This is a genomic window from Leptolyngbya subtilissima AS-A7, from assembly GCF_039962255.1.
GTDB lineage: Bacteria > Cyanobacteriota > Cyanobacteriia > Phormidesmidales > Phormidesmidaceae > Nodosilinea.
On record NZ_JAMPKY010000002.1, the window covers coordinates 549,664 to 564,130 of the forward strand.

The 14,467-nt window shown below is 49.2% G+C and carries 12 protein-coding genes and 1 pseudogene; 10 read left to right on the forward strand and 3 right to left on the reverse strand.

The features are described 5' to 3' along the window. Nucleotides 1-177 precede the first annotated feature (177 nt). The 3 genes from fcmB to NC979_RS07145 all read left to right on the forward strand — a co-directional run bounded on the left by fcmB (nt 178) and on the right by NC979_RS07145 (nt 3,333). Nucleotides 178-1,302: a filament morphology actin-like protein FcmB gene (gene fcmB / locus NC979_RS07135; protein WP_242023993.1), complete on the forward strand. Its 1,125-nt coding sequence runs from the start codon at nt 178-180 to the stop codon at nt 1,300-1,302. Nucleotides 1,303-1,411: 109 nt separating this feature from the next. Then, nucleotides 1,412-1,903, forward strand: a complete 492-nt coding sequence (gene fcmC, locus NC979_RS07140; protein ID WP_190518863.1) for a filament morphology membrane protein FcmC — start codon at nt 1,412-1,414, stop codon at nt 1,901-1,903. Between the two features lie 197 nt (nt 1,904-2,100). Further along, nucleotides 2,101-3,333 (forward strand): proprotein convertase P-domain-containing protein, encoded by a 1,233-nt coding sequence (locus NC979_RS07145; RefSeq protein ID WP_190518872.1) that lies wholly within the window; start codon nt 2,101-2,103, stop codon nt 3,331-3,333. Between the two features lie 155 nt (nt 3,334-3,488). Here NC979_RS07145 and NC979_RS07150 read toward each other — a convergent pair whose 3' ends face one another. The 3 genes from NC979_RS07150 to NC979_RS07160 form a co-directional block, all read right to left on the reverse strand. Continuing rightward, nucleotides 3,489-3,851 (reverse strand): hypothetical protein, encoded by a 363-nt coding sequence (locus NC979_RS07150; protein ID WP_190518874.1) that lies wholly within the window; start codon nt 3,849-3,851, stop codon nt 3,489-3,491. Nucleotides 3,852-4,062: 211 nt separating this feature from the next. After that, complete coding sequence (locus tag NC979_RS07155) at nt 4,063-4,332, reverse strand: hypothetical protein (protein ID WP_190518876.1); 270 nt, start codon at nt 4,330-4,332, stop codon at nt 4,063-4,065. Between the two features lie 19 nt (nt 4,333-4,351). Next, a complete protein-coding gene (locus NC979_RS07160; protein WP_190518878.1) occupies nt 4,352-4,645 on the reverse strand; it encodes a hypothetical protein in 294 nt (97 codons plus the stop codon). Between the two features lie 953 nt (nt 4,646-5,598). Between NC979_RS07160 and NC979_RS07165 the strand changes: the two genes are divergently transcribed. From NC979_RS07165 to NC979_RS07195, 7 genes and pseudogenes are all read left to right on the forward strand, one after another. Continuing rightward, complete coding sequence (locus NC979_RS07165; RefSeq protein ID WP_190518880.1) at nt 5,599-7,689, forward strand: pentapeptide repeat-containing protein; 2,091 nt, start codon at nt 5,599-5,601, stop codon at nt 7,687-7,689. A 442-nt stretch (nt 7,690-8,131) separates the two neighbouring features. Further along, a pseudogene (locus NC979_RS07170) lies at nt 8,132-8,632 on the forward strand (Coq4 family protein); the annotation flags it as partial. A 311-nt stretch (nt 8,633-8,943) separates the two neighbouring features. Next, nucleotides 8,944-9,573 carry a hypothetical protein gene (locus NC979_RS07175; RefSeq protein WP_190518882.1) on the forward strand — a complete coding sequence of 210 codons (630 nt, stop codon included), beginning with the start codon at nt 8,944-8,946 and terminating at the stop codon, nt 9,571-9,573. Nucleotides 9,574-9,754: 181 nt separating this feature from the next. Continuing rightward, nucleotides 9,755-10,180 carry a GFA family protein gene (locus NC979_RS07180; protein ID WP_190518884.1) on the forward strand — a complete coding sequence of 142 codons (426 nt, stop codon included), beginning with the start codon at nt 9,755-9,757 and terminating at the stop codon, nt 10,178-10,180. 141 nt (nt 10,181-10,321) lie between these two features. After that, nucleotides 10,322-10,861: a GNAT family N-acetyltransferase gene (locus NC979_RS07185; protein ID WP_199308802.1), complete on the forward strand. Its 540-nt coding sequence runs from the start codon at nt 10,322-10,324 to the stop codon at nt 10,859-10,861. Between the two features lie 447 nt (nt 10,862-11,308). After that, nucleotides 11,309-12,079, forward strand: coding sequence for an MOSC domain-containing protein (locus NC979_RS07190; RefSeq protein ID WP_190518888.1), 771 nt, complete (start codon nt 11,309-11,311; stop codon nt 12,077-12,079). Nucleotides 12,080-12,140: 61 nt separating this feature from the next. Continuing rightward, nucleotides 12,141-14,450 carry an FdhF/YdeP family oxidoreductase gene (locus NC979_RS07195; protein WP_431191032.1) on the forward strand — a complete coding sequence of 770 codons (2,310 nt, stop codon included), beginning with the start codon at nt 12,141-12,143 and terminating at the stop codon, nt 14,448-14,450. The last annotated feature ends 17 nt before the right edge of the window (nt 14,451-14,467 follow it).

Consider the following 14,467-nt stretch of genomic DNA (forward strand, 5'->3'; position numbering starts at 1 on the left):
CTAAAGAAAAACTTTTTCTGGAACACTTCTTCGATTTAGGAGTCTTGGACAGTTAGCCATCAAGTCTAAAACCTGATCCCCGTCAAAGTCCTTAGCGGTCTTTGACTTAGCTTTGCTGCGGGGGTATGAGGTTGGTGGTTTTTGTGATGCTCGATAAAGGGTTCAGAATCAATGACCATGTCACAAGCTGCTTCTATACCGATGAACCAGACTTCGCCAGTGAGAACTACAGGCGATGCCGCAGCACCTAAGGAAAACATTGTGTCGTCCAAATCTATTCTCAGTGTCGATTTAGGGCGAACCTCTACAAAAACCTCTGTCAGTCGCGATCCTAATGGTGTTGTCTTCATTCCAGCGAATGTCAAACATCTGTCGATAGAACAAGTGCAGGGGGGCGCATTCGAGGCCCGTGCAACGGATCCTCTATCTGACATTTGGATGGTTTACCAGGGCAGCGGCTATGCCATGGGACAATTGGCAGAAGATTTTGGCGCCAATCTAGGGGTCGGCCAATCTAAAGTCAACGATGCTTTAGTCAAGGTCTTAGCCTGCGTCGGCTACTTTCAAATGCGGGATGAAATTTCGGTAGTTTTGGGGCTGCCCTATCATTCTCAAGATCAGTTTGAGCGCGAGAAAGAGCAGCTGATGAGCTTGCTGCTGGGGCCGCATGTGATGAGCTATCGGGGTGAACCGATCACCATCACCATCAACAAGGTTTGGGTCATGCCCGAAGGGTACGGCAGCATTCTATGGAATGAGGTGCAAGAGAAGAAAGACATTAACGTTGACTTTACTAAGCTGCCGGTTGCGATCGTGGATATTGGGCATCAGACCACAGACTGCATCATGGTCGACAACTTCAGATTTGCTCGTGGCGTTTCGAGAAGTGAAGCGTTTGCCATGAGCCAGTTTTACGAGCAGGTGGCAGCCCAAATTGAGGGAGCCGATAGTCAGTCTTTAGCGTTAATCGCGGCTGTAAATCAGCCTCAAGGGCAACGATTTTATCGCCCTCGGGGAGCTAATCGGCCCACTAACTTAGATGATATCTTGCCTAACCTCAAAGAGAATTTCTCTCGGGAGATGTGTAACCGATTGTTGGCTTGGCTGCCGGAGCGCGTTACAGACGTTATTCTCACGGGTGGTGGCGGCGAGTTCTTTTGGGAAGATATTCAGCGCTTGCTGAAAGAGGCCAAGATCAACGCTCACCTCGCTACGCCGAGCCGACAAGCTAACGCCCTAGGGCAGTATATTTATGGGGAAGCCCAGATGGCGTCGGCCCGTGCGGCCCGTACGGCAGCTTAGGTCTCTTGATTTGGCGTTAGCCATGCCTAGTCTCTTCCCAATTGAAGGTTGATTCTGCTTGTTTGAATAGTTTAGAAAAGCGGATTCTGCGGTCGATTGGGAAGAGGTTTTGACCAGTGGGTGGCACTATGGTTTCAGGATAAGAGTAATGGTATTGAAGTGGTTACGCCAGACAAAAAAGTTGGTTCTTTTTCGCCAAAGTGAGCTTGATCAACATCTATTAGCGGCTATAAAAGCTGAGCTAGATAGACAGCCAGGCTTGAGTTTTAGCGGCCTTTGTAAAGAAGCTCTCCACCAGCTTTTGCTGAGTAATCACTCTTACCCTAGTCAAACATCAACGGACAAACGAATTGAGAGCCTTGAGGCTCAGCTGCTCAGTGTAGAGCAGCGTTTTTTTGCTCAGGAGAAAAACCGGTTAGAGCGGTTAGAGGCTCAGATACAGCAGTTGGCTCTCCAGATGGCTCAACTGGGGGGCACTGTTTCTCCTGTCCCGGTTTCTCCCCTAGCCGCTTCGACAGCAGTGCCCTATGCAGAAGATGTCGAAGACCTGCCTGAAGACCCTGTGCTGGCTCGCCTGAGCGGTTTGATTGATGATTTTTAGCGATCGCCCATTCACACGCAGATAAAGGCAAAATTGCACTGTGGCAAAGCGCATCGCTGCCCTAGTTGATCTACTTTTTGACTAATTATTTTGGTGGCTAGGTATCTTACCCTAGGGTCGGACGTCTTTGAGTCAGAGAAGTCCTTCGATCGCGCGATCGCACCCTTGGTCTGAAGTTTTCGAGTGCATCTAGCCTCATGAAGCAAGTATTCTCTAACGAGACGGCGGTAGAAATTTCGCGATTTTCACCTACCGCCGTCACATCTTCGATTGACGTAGCCAATATTTCAGGTTCGCTTCAACGTATCAGTGTCACTATCAATCTAGTACATACCTATACCAGCGATCTGAGAATTTCTCTCAGCGCCCCCAGCGGAGCATCGGTGCTGCTAGTCGGCAATGCTGGCGGCAACGGCGACAACTTTTTTGATACCACCTTTGACGATGGGGCGGGAATTGTGATCAGCGAGGGCGTAGCGCCTTTTCAAGGAACATTTCGGCCCCAGCAGCCCCTAGCCCCGCTGCTTGATAGCGATCCTAACGGCACCTGGACGCTGCAAATTCAAGACGAAGCCTTTATGGACGGGGGAGTTCTCAATCGCTGGTCGCTCGATTTGGTGGTTGAACCCGATCAGCCAAATGCGCTGCCAGCCTCTCAGTTTTCCATTCAACTGCGCTTTTTGGGGGGGCTGACCGCTACCCAGCGGTCCGTCTTTGAAGTCGCGGCAGCCCGTTGGTCAGAGATTATCATTGGCGATTTGCCCAGTGCTGTGGTCAATGGCGAAACCATCGACGATATCTTGATTGAGGCACGGGGTCTGTCGATCGATGGCCCCAACGGAGTGCTAGGGCAGGCTGGTCCGACTCGCTTGCGCAGCGGCTCGATGCTGCCCATCACCGGAGTCATGGAGTTTGACATGGGCGACTTGGCCCGCCTGGAGATGGAAGGCGGCCTGCTGGATGTGATTATTCACGAGATGGGCCATGTGTTTGGGATTGGCACCATTTGGCAAATTAAGAACCTGCTGGTGGGGGCGGGGTCGGCCAACCCGACCTACGTGGGCCAAAACGGAATGCGGGAATTTGCGGCGCTGGTCGGAGCCCAGGGCATGACGCCAGTGCCAGTGGCTAATACGGGGGGGCAAGGCACCCGAGATGGCCACTGGCGAGAAGCTGTATTTGGCAATGAGCTAATGACGGGCTTCTTAAATCTGGGGCAAAACCCTTTGAGCCGTTTGACGGTGGGTTGTCTAGAAGATTTGGGCTACGCGGTGAATTATACGGCCGCAGACCCCTACGAGCTGCCGTCGGCCCTGGCCCTGGCGGTGATGGGGGTGAATACAGTGGGTAACTACGGTCGTCGGCAGTGCCGCATGTGCGATGCCGGCATTTTGGGCACTCATATGCTGTCGCAGGTAGACGCTCATTAATGCGCGGTCAAAAGTGAAGCTGTAGGAGCGCCTGGCTAAATTCTCTAGCAGTGAAGTTGGGGCTACTACCGAAACTAAGATGAACTCAAAGCACCCCGGCCTCTTGATGAAGTCGGGGTGCTTTGGGTTGTAAACCTAAAAGTGAGTACCTGTCGCTAAGCCACCGCGCGGCGGCGGGGGCGCTTGCGCTCAGACTTTTTCTTGTAGCCGACTGCTTGGGCTTCGTGGCTATCGGGGCCAAATGTGCCTCGTACGTTTTCTTTCATGGCGATCACGCCTTTGTGGAATTCCCACTCGGCTTGACGGGCTTCGTCGGCAGCGGCTTTGGCTAGGGCTGCTAGTTCGGTTTCTTTTTGCTGCTTGGCCTGCATGGCGGCTAGGTTGGCTTGCAGTGCCTCGGCGGAAGCTTCTGGGCGACGGGTGGTGTAGTCTTTGACGGCGGCAAGCCCTTCGTAGGCCTGGATATCTTGCAGCATGGAGCGGGTTGGTAGTCGGCGGCTGGTGTCAACAATAGCCATAAGAGTTACCTCATTACGTTTAAGAGTTTGGTTTTTTAAGGGATTTTTTGGCCCTAAGGCCCGATTTTCAGGAACTCTGCAACGCAGAATCAATAAAGTGGCTCTTTGATTGGTTCTGCGTAGTCTTATGAGGTAATGCTGCCCCTGGGGTTTGCGATCGCATCAAAAACAGAAGGCTTTAGCCAAACCTCGGTCAAATGGCGGAGCGAAACTAGCAAACGCAGGGCAAAGGAATTGCTGTAGCTTGCACAAAGCTAAACTGCGGGGTGAAATTGCCAAACAGCTGTGCCAGTTTGACGATCACAGGGCTGCAATTGACGATCAGCGGGCGCAGATCGCTAAACAGCTGTGCCAGTTTAGCGATCGCAGGGCTGCAATTAACGATCAGCAGGCGCAACATGCTAAACAGCTGTGCCAGTTTGCGTTTAGAGACCGGGCGCTTGTTGTTTTGACCCAAGACGTTGCTAGTAGCAGCAGGCACCCAGTCTCTTTAGGGGCTGCTACTCAATGAGCAGGGTCTTGGTCATAATCACCATCCATTGGTTGGGGTGGTCAGTGGTGGTGGCACTGCTCGGCGGCACGGGGATGGGATCGCTCCAGTCGTTGGGGTCGACGTAGCCGAGGGAATTGAGAATTTTGATGGTGCGATCGATGGCGGCCAAGCTGCCGTAGAGTAGGTGGCGCACTTTCTCGGGGTTTAGGGGCCGGGTGCCTTTGCTGGTGCCTTCGGGCGGCAGCGGTAGGGAGCCGGTTTCTTGGTTATCGCTGGCGTCTGGTTCGAGATATTCAAACATCGGTTCTGTTTCCTTTTTTGGTTGCAATGAGCAAGCCCTGCCGCCACAAGGGTGGAAGGGTGAGGAAAACAGAACGCGAAAACCCTAGCCACCCGCAGTTGAAGTGCAAACTGGAGTGACTAGGGTACGATCTCCCTAGCCTCGCAATCTGCCCACGAGATTTGCGGGGTTAGCTGTCGGTTGGTGGTCTCAACACCTTCCGGCAGCGCCAAAGTTTTCGAGTTCTGTGTAGCAACCGCTCTGGTCGAACGGCTTAGTGGATGAGTGTACTAGCGCAAAAGCTCCCCGTCAACTGTGTAGCGAAAGATGGAGTGGTGGGGAGATGTTGTGCGAGCGCACTAATAAGTAGTGGGCGTTGTACTGAATTTTTCCACCTATTCATCCTATAGGGCAATTAGGCTGACGGATTTCCATCCAATCTGCCGTACATACATATTAGGTGGAAAGTCTCCTTATAAGAACGAGTTAGGCTGATTGAGTTATCTTTGGGACGTAGTTGAAAACTTAACAGTTGGTAGTTAAAGCTTAGTTATCTTGAGACTATGATGAGGTGGCAGGCTCAGGTTCTTGATTAAGAAAACTGCTGTTAGAGTTTCCAACTTGACAGTCCAAGACAGGGACGGATGCTTATTAAGCAAACTAAAGTAATATTGATTTTAACATGATGCTTTGAAGGCACTGCAAAAATATGAATAGAAGAGTTAAGTTTTTCGTTATTGGTTTAGTTCTTCTGATTATCCTTCTAGTTGTTTTTAGCTTCTTTAATCTAGTTCCTTTGCGATTAACCTGCCGCATAACATGCTGTGTTAAAATAGTAGACTGCTCTTAATTGAACTTGCAAGGCTCGTAATGATATCAAAATATAGGAAATGAGTATTGAAACCAACAGGCGGAAGTTATATATCAGAAATCTCGTGTAGAAAAGATACTTGGTTATTTGAACTGTTATCTCAATGAATAATAAACTTTCTAATAGAGATCTAAGTGGGAGAAATTTTGTCAAATATGATTTAAGAGGTTTTGTCTTTTCTGGATCTAACATTAAAAGCGCAAATTTTTCTGATGCAATACTTACTGCCGCAAATTTTAGTCAGGTAAGATGTGGAGTTAAAAAATCTCAAGCCATATTTTTTCTGGCCGGGTTGTTTTGTCTATCGGCATTAATAGGCTTGGGTAAAGAGTTAGTAATAACAGCGCTTCTAGCTGGATTAGATAATGTAGTTTCAAACATTATCATCTTTACTCTTTCAACAACTTTTTTGACCGTCCTTGTTCGTCAAGGATTCATCTATGCGATTTTAGTAGCTATTGTTATAGCCTTTACAACTGCTGCAATAGGAATCGGATTTGGGGTTGGTCCGGGATTGATGAGTGCGATTGCAGCAGCAGCAATCACGGGAGTTTTAATTGTTGTAATAGTCAGCATTGGAGTAATATTTTTATCTGTAGTAGGAACAATAGCTTTTATTTTAAGCGGAAACATTGCTCAATCTATTGTTGTATTTGCTGTTTTTGCTGTAGAATTCCTAACTGCTTTAGTTGACAAAGAGATCAGTAACCAGGTTAAAGTGCAAGCGTTAATTTTAACCGGAAGTATTGATTTAGTGAGTTTTTACATTGTAATTCAGGCATTAGCTGGCAAGAATAATTTCTCTTTTGTTCGTTCGATAGCGCTTCCCTTAGCTGCCTGGCGTGGTACCTCTTTTCAAAGGGCTGATCTGACCGATGCTGATTTTAGTCAAGCGACTCTTAAAGGAGCTGACTTAAGAAATGCCATTTTAATAAGGGCTTGTTGGAAAAATGTTTCTGGATTGAATTATGCTCTCGTTGGTAATTCATACCTTCAGCATTCAATGATTCGGCAATTAGTCACCTCTCTTCAAGGCAAGGGACAGAACTTTGATGGTTTAGATCTTTCTGGAATCAGCCTCAAAGATGCAAATTTGCAAGATGCTAGTTTCATTGGAACAAATCTCAATCGTGCCAATTTGAAAAATGCTGATTTATCCAGAGCAATCATGAGACAAACTCAATTAGATGGCGCAAATCTCACCAGAACAATTCTTACAGGAGCTTATATCGAGGATTGGGGAATTACAAGCACGACTGAACTAGAGAACGTGCAATGTGAATATGTTTTTATGCACGTACCAACAAAAGGCAATCCAAACCCATTACGGAAACCGGATAATCTGCAAGAAACTTTTGCTGATGGAGATTTTGCTGACTTTATCAAGCCTTACTTAGATACCCTCGATCTATATCACAGCCAAGATGTTGATCCTCGTGCTATATCCATTGCTCTCAAAAATCTATCAACTAATCATCCAGACGAAGAGCTAGAGTTTGTGGCAATAGAACGGCGAGGTCGTAACGGCTTAAATCTTAAGTTTACGACAGCAACAAGAGCAAACAAATCTGAGCTAAGCCGCGAGTACTTTGCTGATTATGCTCGAATCAAGAAGGAGTTACCAATCTCTGTTCAGTTAAAATTAGCTGAACGAGACGCCGAGATTCGTACACTAAAGGGAACCATCGAGAAGTTTATTCAAACAGGAACACATCAATCCACGGTTCGAGCAGAAACGATTCAAGTCATTCAAGGAGAACTAGTTGTGACAGAAAATAAAGGAATCAATATCAATGCAGGCGGTGACATTGGTAATGTTGGCGGACTTGTTGGTGGTAATGTGAGCGGGGTAGTTAACCTTGGCACAATTAGCGGAAATGTAACCAATACAATTAATCAGTTAGCCGATAGGTCGGAATCTGATCAGCCCGATCTTAAGAAACTGTTGATTCAGCTTCAGCATGCGATCCAAAGTGATATTGACTTACCTGACCCAGACAAAGCCGATCTGCTAGAGCAAGTTCAAGCTCTTGCTGAGGCTGGACAGGAGAAGGAACCTGCAAAAAAAGATGGGTTAATGCGAAAAGCAATGAAAATGTTTGATGCAACGCTGAAAAGCCTTCCTGATACTGCAAAGATTGTAGAGGCGTGTAGTAAGCTGCTGCCATTGATTATGAAGGCTTTAGGGACGTAGTGCGATCGCAAATCTCTTGTAGGTTGAACTGACGAAGGAAACCCAACAACCTCAGCAGCAGATGTTGGGTTTCCTTGCAAGGGAGACGATTCGCGAACGCTAGCTCAACTCAGCCTACCAACTCAAGAATACTTAAAAACCACTCATCAAAACTTTAAGATTTGAAAGGGTTTACAGACATTATTGCCATGATGTATTAGAACTAAGTCATCATCTCGATGGGAGCCTTAACAGGGTTGTAAAAACGTCGTCGAGATCAAGGGGGTTCTATGAACGCCAAAGACTCAAACGCCAGCATTTTCAATGGAAGATGCTGGCGTTTGAGCGCTTCATGCAAATAGTAAAAGCCCCCTACGGTGACTTTCAAGCCATCTGAAATTTAGCAAGTGCCTTAAATGATGAAGAGGGGTTAAGGCGGACAGTAGAGTTTCTCTCCCTTCATCCTTCAGCAAGAGCGGCCATTCAAAACCGATTGCTTCTAGGCGCTATAGACCTGAAACAGCTTCATTCTCTGCCCGCAGAAACCCTAGGCTACGCCTACTCAGATCATTTGCTTCGCAATAGCTTAAATCCAATTCAAAGCCAGACAGTTGAGAATGATTACGACTACCTAATAGCCCATCTCGCCGAAGTGCACGATATCTGGCACGTTGTCATTAATGCTGATACTAGTATGGCAGGTGAAACCAAGCTGCAAGCATTTGTAGCAGCACAATTGCGGGCCTCACGATTCTCATTTGCGATGCTGGCTAAAAACTTGTTAAAAGCAGCAGTCGAGGATTTAGATTTAGCAGAGCAGCTCATGGATGCCTTAACTGAGGGGTGGCGGATGGGCAAACAAGCTTATCCCCTATTTGGTATGCAATGGAATACCCTTTGGGACATTCCGCTAGTAAAGTTGCAAGCAAAGTGGAACCTCTTGCCTGATACTATTGCAGAATAATTGTTTAACGAGTGCGATCGCAGATCTCTTGTAGCTTGGTTAACGAAGGAAACCCAATAATCTCAGCGGCAGGTGTCAGGGTTTCCCCTAAGGGAGACGCTTCACGAACGCTAGCCCAACCTAACCTACTAACTAGATTCCACTATTCAATAGCGTTAGCGAAGACCTTTATATAAATCAAAGAGAAAAATTGATTCTCCTTTAACAAGAGTGATAAATTGGCTTGAGATGGTCGATCAGACAAAATAAAGTTTTAGGAGGATACTTTGTATTACTTAATCTTCTTCATAAGCCTTTCTATAGGATTAATTTTGGTTTTTAAACCTGTCTTTGTTGACCCAAAATCAAATGTGAGAATTAAAGGTATAGACGAGCATGATAAAAGTATTTATATTGCATTTGCTATATCGTTGCTGATTCTGATCCCTATACTTTCACCTTCATCCTCGTTCTTGATTCCACTGATATTTTTTGGCTTAACGCTGTTTCAACCGGTTCGCGAGTTAACTAGACCGCTGTTAAAGGGATTTGCAATAGTCCTAAAACGTCATTCCATTCGACCTTTTCACTGTAAAGCCTGCAAAGAACCTCTTGCAAAGTCAAGTGCTCCAGTTAATTTTTTGACAGACAAGGAACAGTTAGCGTTAGAAATTAGGAGCATTGACTTTGAAGTTTGGTACTGTACGATTTGTTGCTCTGATCCTATCCAAAGCTCTATTCATTTGCGAGCATATATAGATTCATCAAATGATTTCCAACTATGCTCTAGTTGTGACGAAGTAACTATGGTCAAGACCTCTTCCAATATTTTGGAAAAAGCGACAGCTGAAACTGAAGGGCAGGAATTGTCTACTTATACTTGTCAGTATTGCCAAACAGAGAAAATAAAAATAAAGATAATTCCTAGGGTAAGCAATGATAGTGGCGGAGGTGGAGGCTAGTGCGATCGCAGATCTTTTGTACCTTGGGTTAACGAGGGAAACCCAACAATTTCAGCGGCAGGTGTTGGGCTTTCTCCTAAGGGAGACGCTGAGTGCAAAGCACACGCTACGCGAACGCGATCGCCAGCCCAACCCAACCTACTAACTAAATTCCACAAAGAGCCAAATACAGAGGTCTTTCATGGATGTTCCATTTTCAGGTGGCTGTGCTTGCGGTGCCGTGCGCTATGAGTGTCACAGTACACCTCTGGCAATGCTGAATTGTCATTGCAGTGATTGCCAATTATCCAGCGGAGCACCCTTCGCATCTGGCGTAGTCGTATTAACAAAGACCATCAAAGTCACCGGCTCACCAAAAGAATATTCTGTTCGCGCATCAAGTGGCTCTCAGACAACGCGAAGCTTCTGTTCGAACTGTGGTAGTCCCTTATTCACAGCCGGCGAAGCGATGCCAGATTTCACATCCATACGCTTTACAACGTTTGACGACCAAAGCGGTTTTGCTCCTGCGCTGGATATCTGGACATCAAGCGCAGCCCCTTGGGTCTGCCTGAATGATGAATTGCCACACTTTCCGCAATCCCCCTCACCCGGCACACAAGCGTAACGATAGCTTAACCCAACCTACTAACTCGCAATAGTTCTTCCATAGCAGCTGTAGCTTTAGTAAAACGACTGACTAGTATAAAAATGGGCAAATGATCACGCACACATTGTATTCTTCTTCAATGCGCTAAAAGGAGTGCATGTGCAACTCACGCTTACTACGCCACGTCTCATCCTGCGGCCTTTCACCGTATCCGATGCGTCCGATGTTCATGTGTTAGTGAGTGCCCGAGAAGTTGCGGCACTAGCGGCAAATATTCCACATCCTTATCAGCAAGGGATGGCGGAGCGATGGATTGCGACCCACGAATCTGCCTATACAACAGGCCTCGGTGTTACATTTGCCATCACGCAACGCGTGGATGAAAGGCTCTGTGGTGCCATCAACTTTATAATCAACCGAGATCATCACAATGCTGAGCTTGGGTATTGGATCGGTCTCCCGTACTGGAACCAAGGTTACGCAACGGAGGCTGCTAGAGAACTGATTCAATATGGCTTTTCACACCTTGACCTACACCGTATCTACGCCTCACATCTTGGGCGGAATCTTGCTTCTGGACGAGTTATGCAGAAGGTAGGCATGCGTTACGAAGGCTGCTTACGGCAGCACTTTTTGAAGTGGGGCGTATATGAGGATGTCATGTATTACGGAGTAATACGTAACGAATTTTCGGCTTAAATTTTGGTCAGAAAGCAGTTTCAAGCCTTTCACTCGCTTCTGTCAGGCAATCAGGGCGGCCCCTCCCAAAACTTCCTATCTTTAGGCTTACATACCTGCCTCTACCTCTCTTTTATAGTTGTTGTATAGCGGTTGTGGAGAGACCTTCAAAATGCCCGGTCGCAACATTCCCATTCAAACTTAGCTGTAGCTTGGGTTGAACCCGCATGGGCTTTGCCAGCTCGCAGAATAACCCAACAAGTACTAGCAATTCGCACTCCGTACTAATCTTTCTCAGCAAAAAAATCTCGTCTTTCATTCATAATCTTTAGAGATACTTTCCACACCCAACGCACCGGCGAAAGCTTTGATAAGGGCTAGCTTTTGCAATGACGATAGTAAAAAAGTAGGTAGCACAGAAGTGGTAGCGCAGCAGCATTAAATCAGTAGTTGGATGGAGAAAAACACGTGACAATCAAACTCGGACGTGTAAGCGAACTCGTGTGCTATCCAGTTAAGTCGATGGCAGGCACGTCGGTGGAGTCGGCATTTCTAGACTGGCACGGATTGCTTGGCGATCGCCGGTTTGCTTTCCGTCGCCTCAACACCAACAGTGGATCTCCATGGTTGACAGCAAGTCGCCTACCGCAGTTAATCCTCTATCGGCCTTGCGGATTTAAGCAATCGCTTGGTGAGCCCCAGCCAACCCACGTCCTGACACCATCCGGGGAATATCTTGAGCTGTTGAGCGAAAAACTGAACCGTGAGGTCAGCGATCGCTTTGGTAGGCGCGTCGAGATGATGCACCTGCGAAACGGCATCTTCGACGATTCAACGGTCTCTGTAATTAACTCGGCGACCGTCGCGCACGTGTGTCGCGAAGGTGGAGTTGGCATCGATAAGAGGCGCTTCAGAGCCAATATCGTGCTTGATGGTGGCGAAGGAGGAGCTTTTGCCGAAGACAGCTGGGTCGGAAGCACGTTGGTGTTTGGCGAAGAAGAGTCTGGACCAGCCGTGTATGTCACAAAGCGAAACGGACGGTGCATAATCATCAACCTCGATCCGGAAACGGGAGAGCAAACGCCGCGTGTCATGAATGCGGTTGTGCAGCTAAACGACAACAATGCCGGCATCTACGGAACGGTTGTGAGAACCGGGCGAATTCAGATTCACGACCCGGTAACTTTGGTACAGAGTGCGCGGCTGCCCCAAACAGCTCACTCTCTACCTTTTGGCTGACATTCTGGCATCTAGCACCCTCGCTATAGTGATAGAGGGCAGCTGTTGCGAGACTTTGACCATGACTCAACTTGACCAGAATGAGGATCAAGCTCCTTCGACTGCCGCCAGCGATCGCGATTTGCCCGAAAAGCTTTCTACTGCCGAGCCAACAGCAGACCATATGCCCATCGGTGGCGGTCTGCCGATCATTCAATATTGGGCACAAAAGACCCTCTCACCCCAGGGGCCGCAGATTTGGCAAACCCTGTTTCACAAGAGCGCCTGCCTATCGTGTGCCTGGGGCACCGGGGGACAAAATGGCGGCTTTATCAACGAGCTAGAAGAACCGCTCCAGCGCTGCATGAAAAGCGTGCAGGCTATTTCGTCAGAGCTGCAACCGGGTTTGGGCGACCATTTCTTTGCCCGCCACACTATTTCTGAGCTGCAAGCGCTCACCTCCCGCGAGGCCGATCGCCTCGGTCGCCTGAGCTTTCCGGTAATTCTCCGGGCCGGGTCTGACCACTACGAGCCGATCGCTTGGGAAGAGATCTACCAGCTCACCACCGCTGGTTTTTCGCTACCGCCAGAGCGGGTAGCCTCCTACAGCTCGGGGCGATCGTCCAACGAGGCGGCCTTTTTGCTCCAGCTGATGGTGCGAGCGCTCGGCTCCAACAACCTGGCCGACTGTTCTGACCTGTGCCACGCCCCCTCGACCGTCAGTTTGAATAAGGTGTTTGGCACCGGCACTTCGCTAGTTAGCCTAGAGAGCCTGCGTCAAGCCGACTGCGTGGTGTTGGTGGGGTCAAATGCCCCCGCCAACCACCCCCGGCTGATGAATGAGCTGATCGAACTGCGCGATCGCGGCGGCAAAGTCCTCGTCATTAACCCAGTTAGAGAGGTGGGCCTGGCCAAGTTTGGCTCCCCGGCACACCCGCTGCGGCTGGTGCAGGGCCAAGACATTGCGTCAATGTTTTTGCAGCCGATACCGGGCAGCGACCTGGCCCTATTTGTGGGCATTCAAAAGGTGCTGCTAGAGAGGGGCTGGGTGCAGTTTGACTACCTCAAGGCCCATACCGAGAATTGGCAGGCCGTGATCGACCAGGTGGCCGCTGCTGATTGGGAGTCGATCATTGCCACCTGCGGCCTCACGCTGACGGAAATTGTCGCCGCTGCGGAGATGATTCACAGCAGCCAGAACGTCGTCTTTGCCTGGGCGATGGGCATCACCCACCAGGCCAACAGCGTTGACAACATCTATAGCATCGCCAATACCGCCCTGATGACCGGCAACGTTGGCAAACCCGGCGCGGGCCTGATGCCCATTCGGGGCCACTCCAACGTGCAGGGCTTTGGCTCGATGGGAGTGACGGCCCACCTCAAAGACAGCATTCGCGAGGCGCTGGAGAAACTGCTGGGCAAATCGCTCAAGCGCGAATCGGGCTACGACGCCCGCGCTCTGATCGAAGCTAGCGATCGCGGTGAAGTCGATACCCTGCTGTGCCTGGGGGGCAACCTCTACGCCGCCAACCCGGATCTCACCCAAGCCAAGCGCGCCTTGGGCAACATTGACACGATTATCTACCTCGCGACCAAGCCAAACCAGGGCCATTTCCACGGGTTGGCGCAACAAAACACGATCATCGTGCCCGTCTACGCCCGCTTTGAGAACCCCCACAAAACCACCGTCGAGTCGGGCAACAACTTTGTGCGGCTCAATAGCCCAGGCAAAACCCACCTTACTAAGGGCGACCTAGTGACGGAGATCGACTTTTTGGCGGAGCTGGCCCACCGCATTCATGGGGAAGATCCAATTCAGTGGCGGCGACTACACGACACCCGCTACGTGCGTCAGCTAATCGCCCAGGCTATTCCCGGCTACGAAAAAATTGGCGAGATCGATGACACCAACGCTGAGTTCACCATTAGCGGTCGCATCTTTCTAGAACCCAAATTCCCCACGCCCTCAGGAAAAGCCGAGATGCAGCCGACGCCACTGCCTGACCTGACGCTGCCTACGTTGCAAGACTTTGGCTTACCTAATACCCAGCCTTCTGCTATGGTGCTGGCGCTAATTACCGGACGCAGCTACGGCCAGCACAACACCGTGGTTTACAAGGAAGCCGACGAGTATCGAGGTATGCCCCACCGCCACTGCATTTTGATGAATCCTTCAGATGCTGAGCGATCGGGCTTTGCGCAGCACCAGCGGGTCAGCGTGCGGGGGGATGCGGGGCAGCTCGACAACATTGAGATTATTTTTGGGGAGGTGCGATCGGGTGCAGCGCTGATGTTTTACCCCGAAGCCAATGTGCTGATGAAGGCGCGAATTGAGAAACGAGCGGGGACCCCAGCCTATAAACGCGTACCTGTAGCAGTGTTCTTGCGCTGATCTTAAGATAGGCATAC

Coding starts and splice junctions, on each gene's coding strand:
- fcmB (WP_242023993.1), top strand. CDS start 178: ATGTCACAAGCTGCTTCTATACCGATGAACCAGACTTCGCCAGTGAGA.
- NC979_RS07145 (WP_190518872.1), top strand. CDS start 2,101: ATGAAGCAAGTATTCTCTAACGAGACGGCGGTAGAAATTTCGCGATTT.
- NC979_RS07150 (WP_190518874.1), bottom strand. CDS start 3,851: ATGGCTATTGTTGACACCAGCCGCCGACTACCAACCCGCTCCATGCTG.
- NC979_RS07160 (WP_190518878.1), bottom strand. CDS start 4,645: ATGTTTGAATATCTCGAACCAGACGCCAGCGATAACCAAGAAACCGGC.
- NC979_RS07165 (WP_190518880.1), top strand. CDS start 5,599: ATGAATAATAAACTTTCTAATAGAGATCTAAGTGGGAGAAATTTTGTC.
- NC979_RS07180 (WP_190518884.1), top strand. CDS start 9,755: ATGGATGTTCCATTTTCAGGTGGCTGTGCTTGCGGTGCCGTGCGCTAT.
- NC979_RS07195 (WP_431191032.1), top strand. CDS start 12,141: ATGACTCAACTTGACCAGAATGAGGATCAAGCTCCTTCGACTGCCGCC.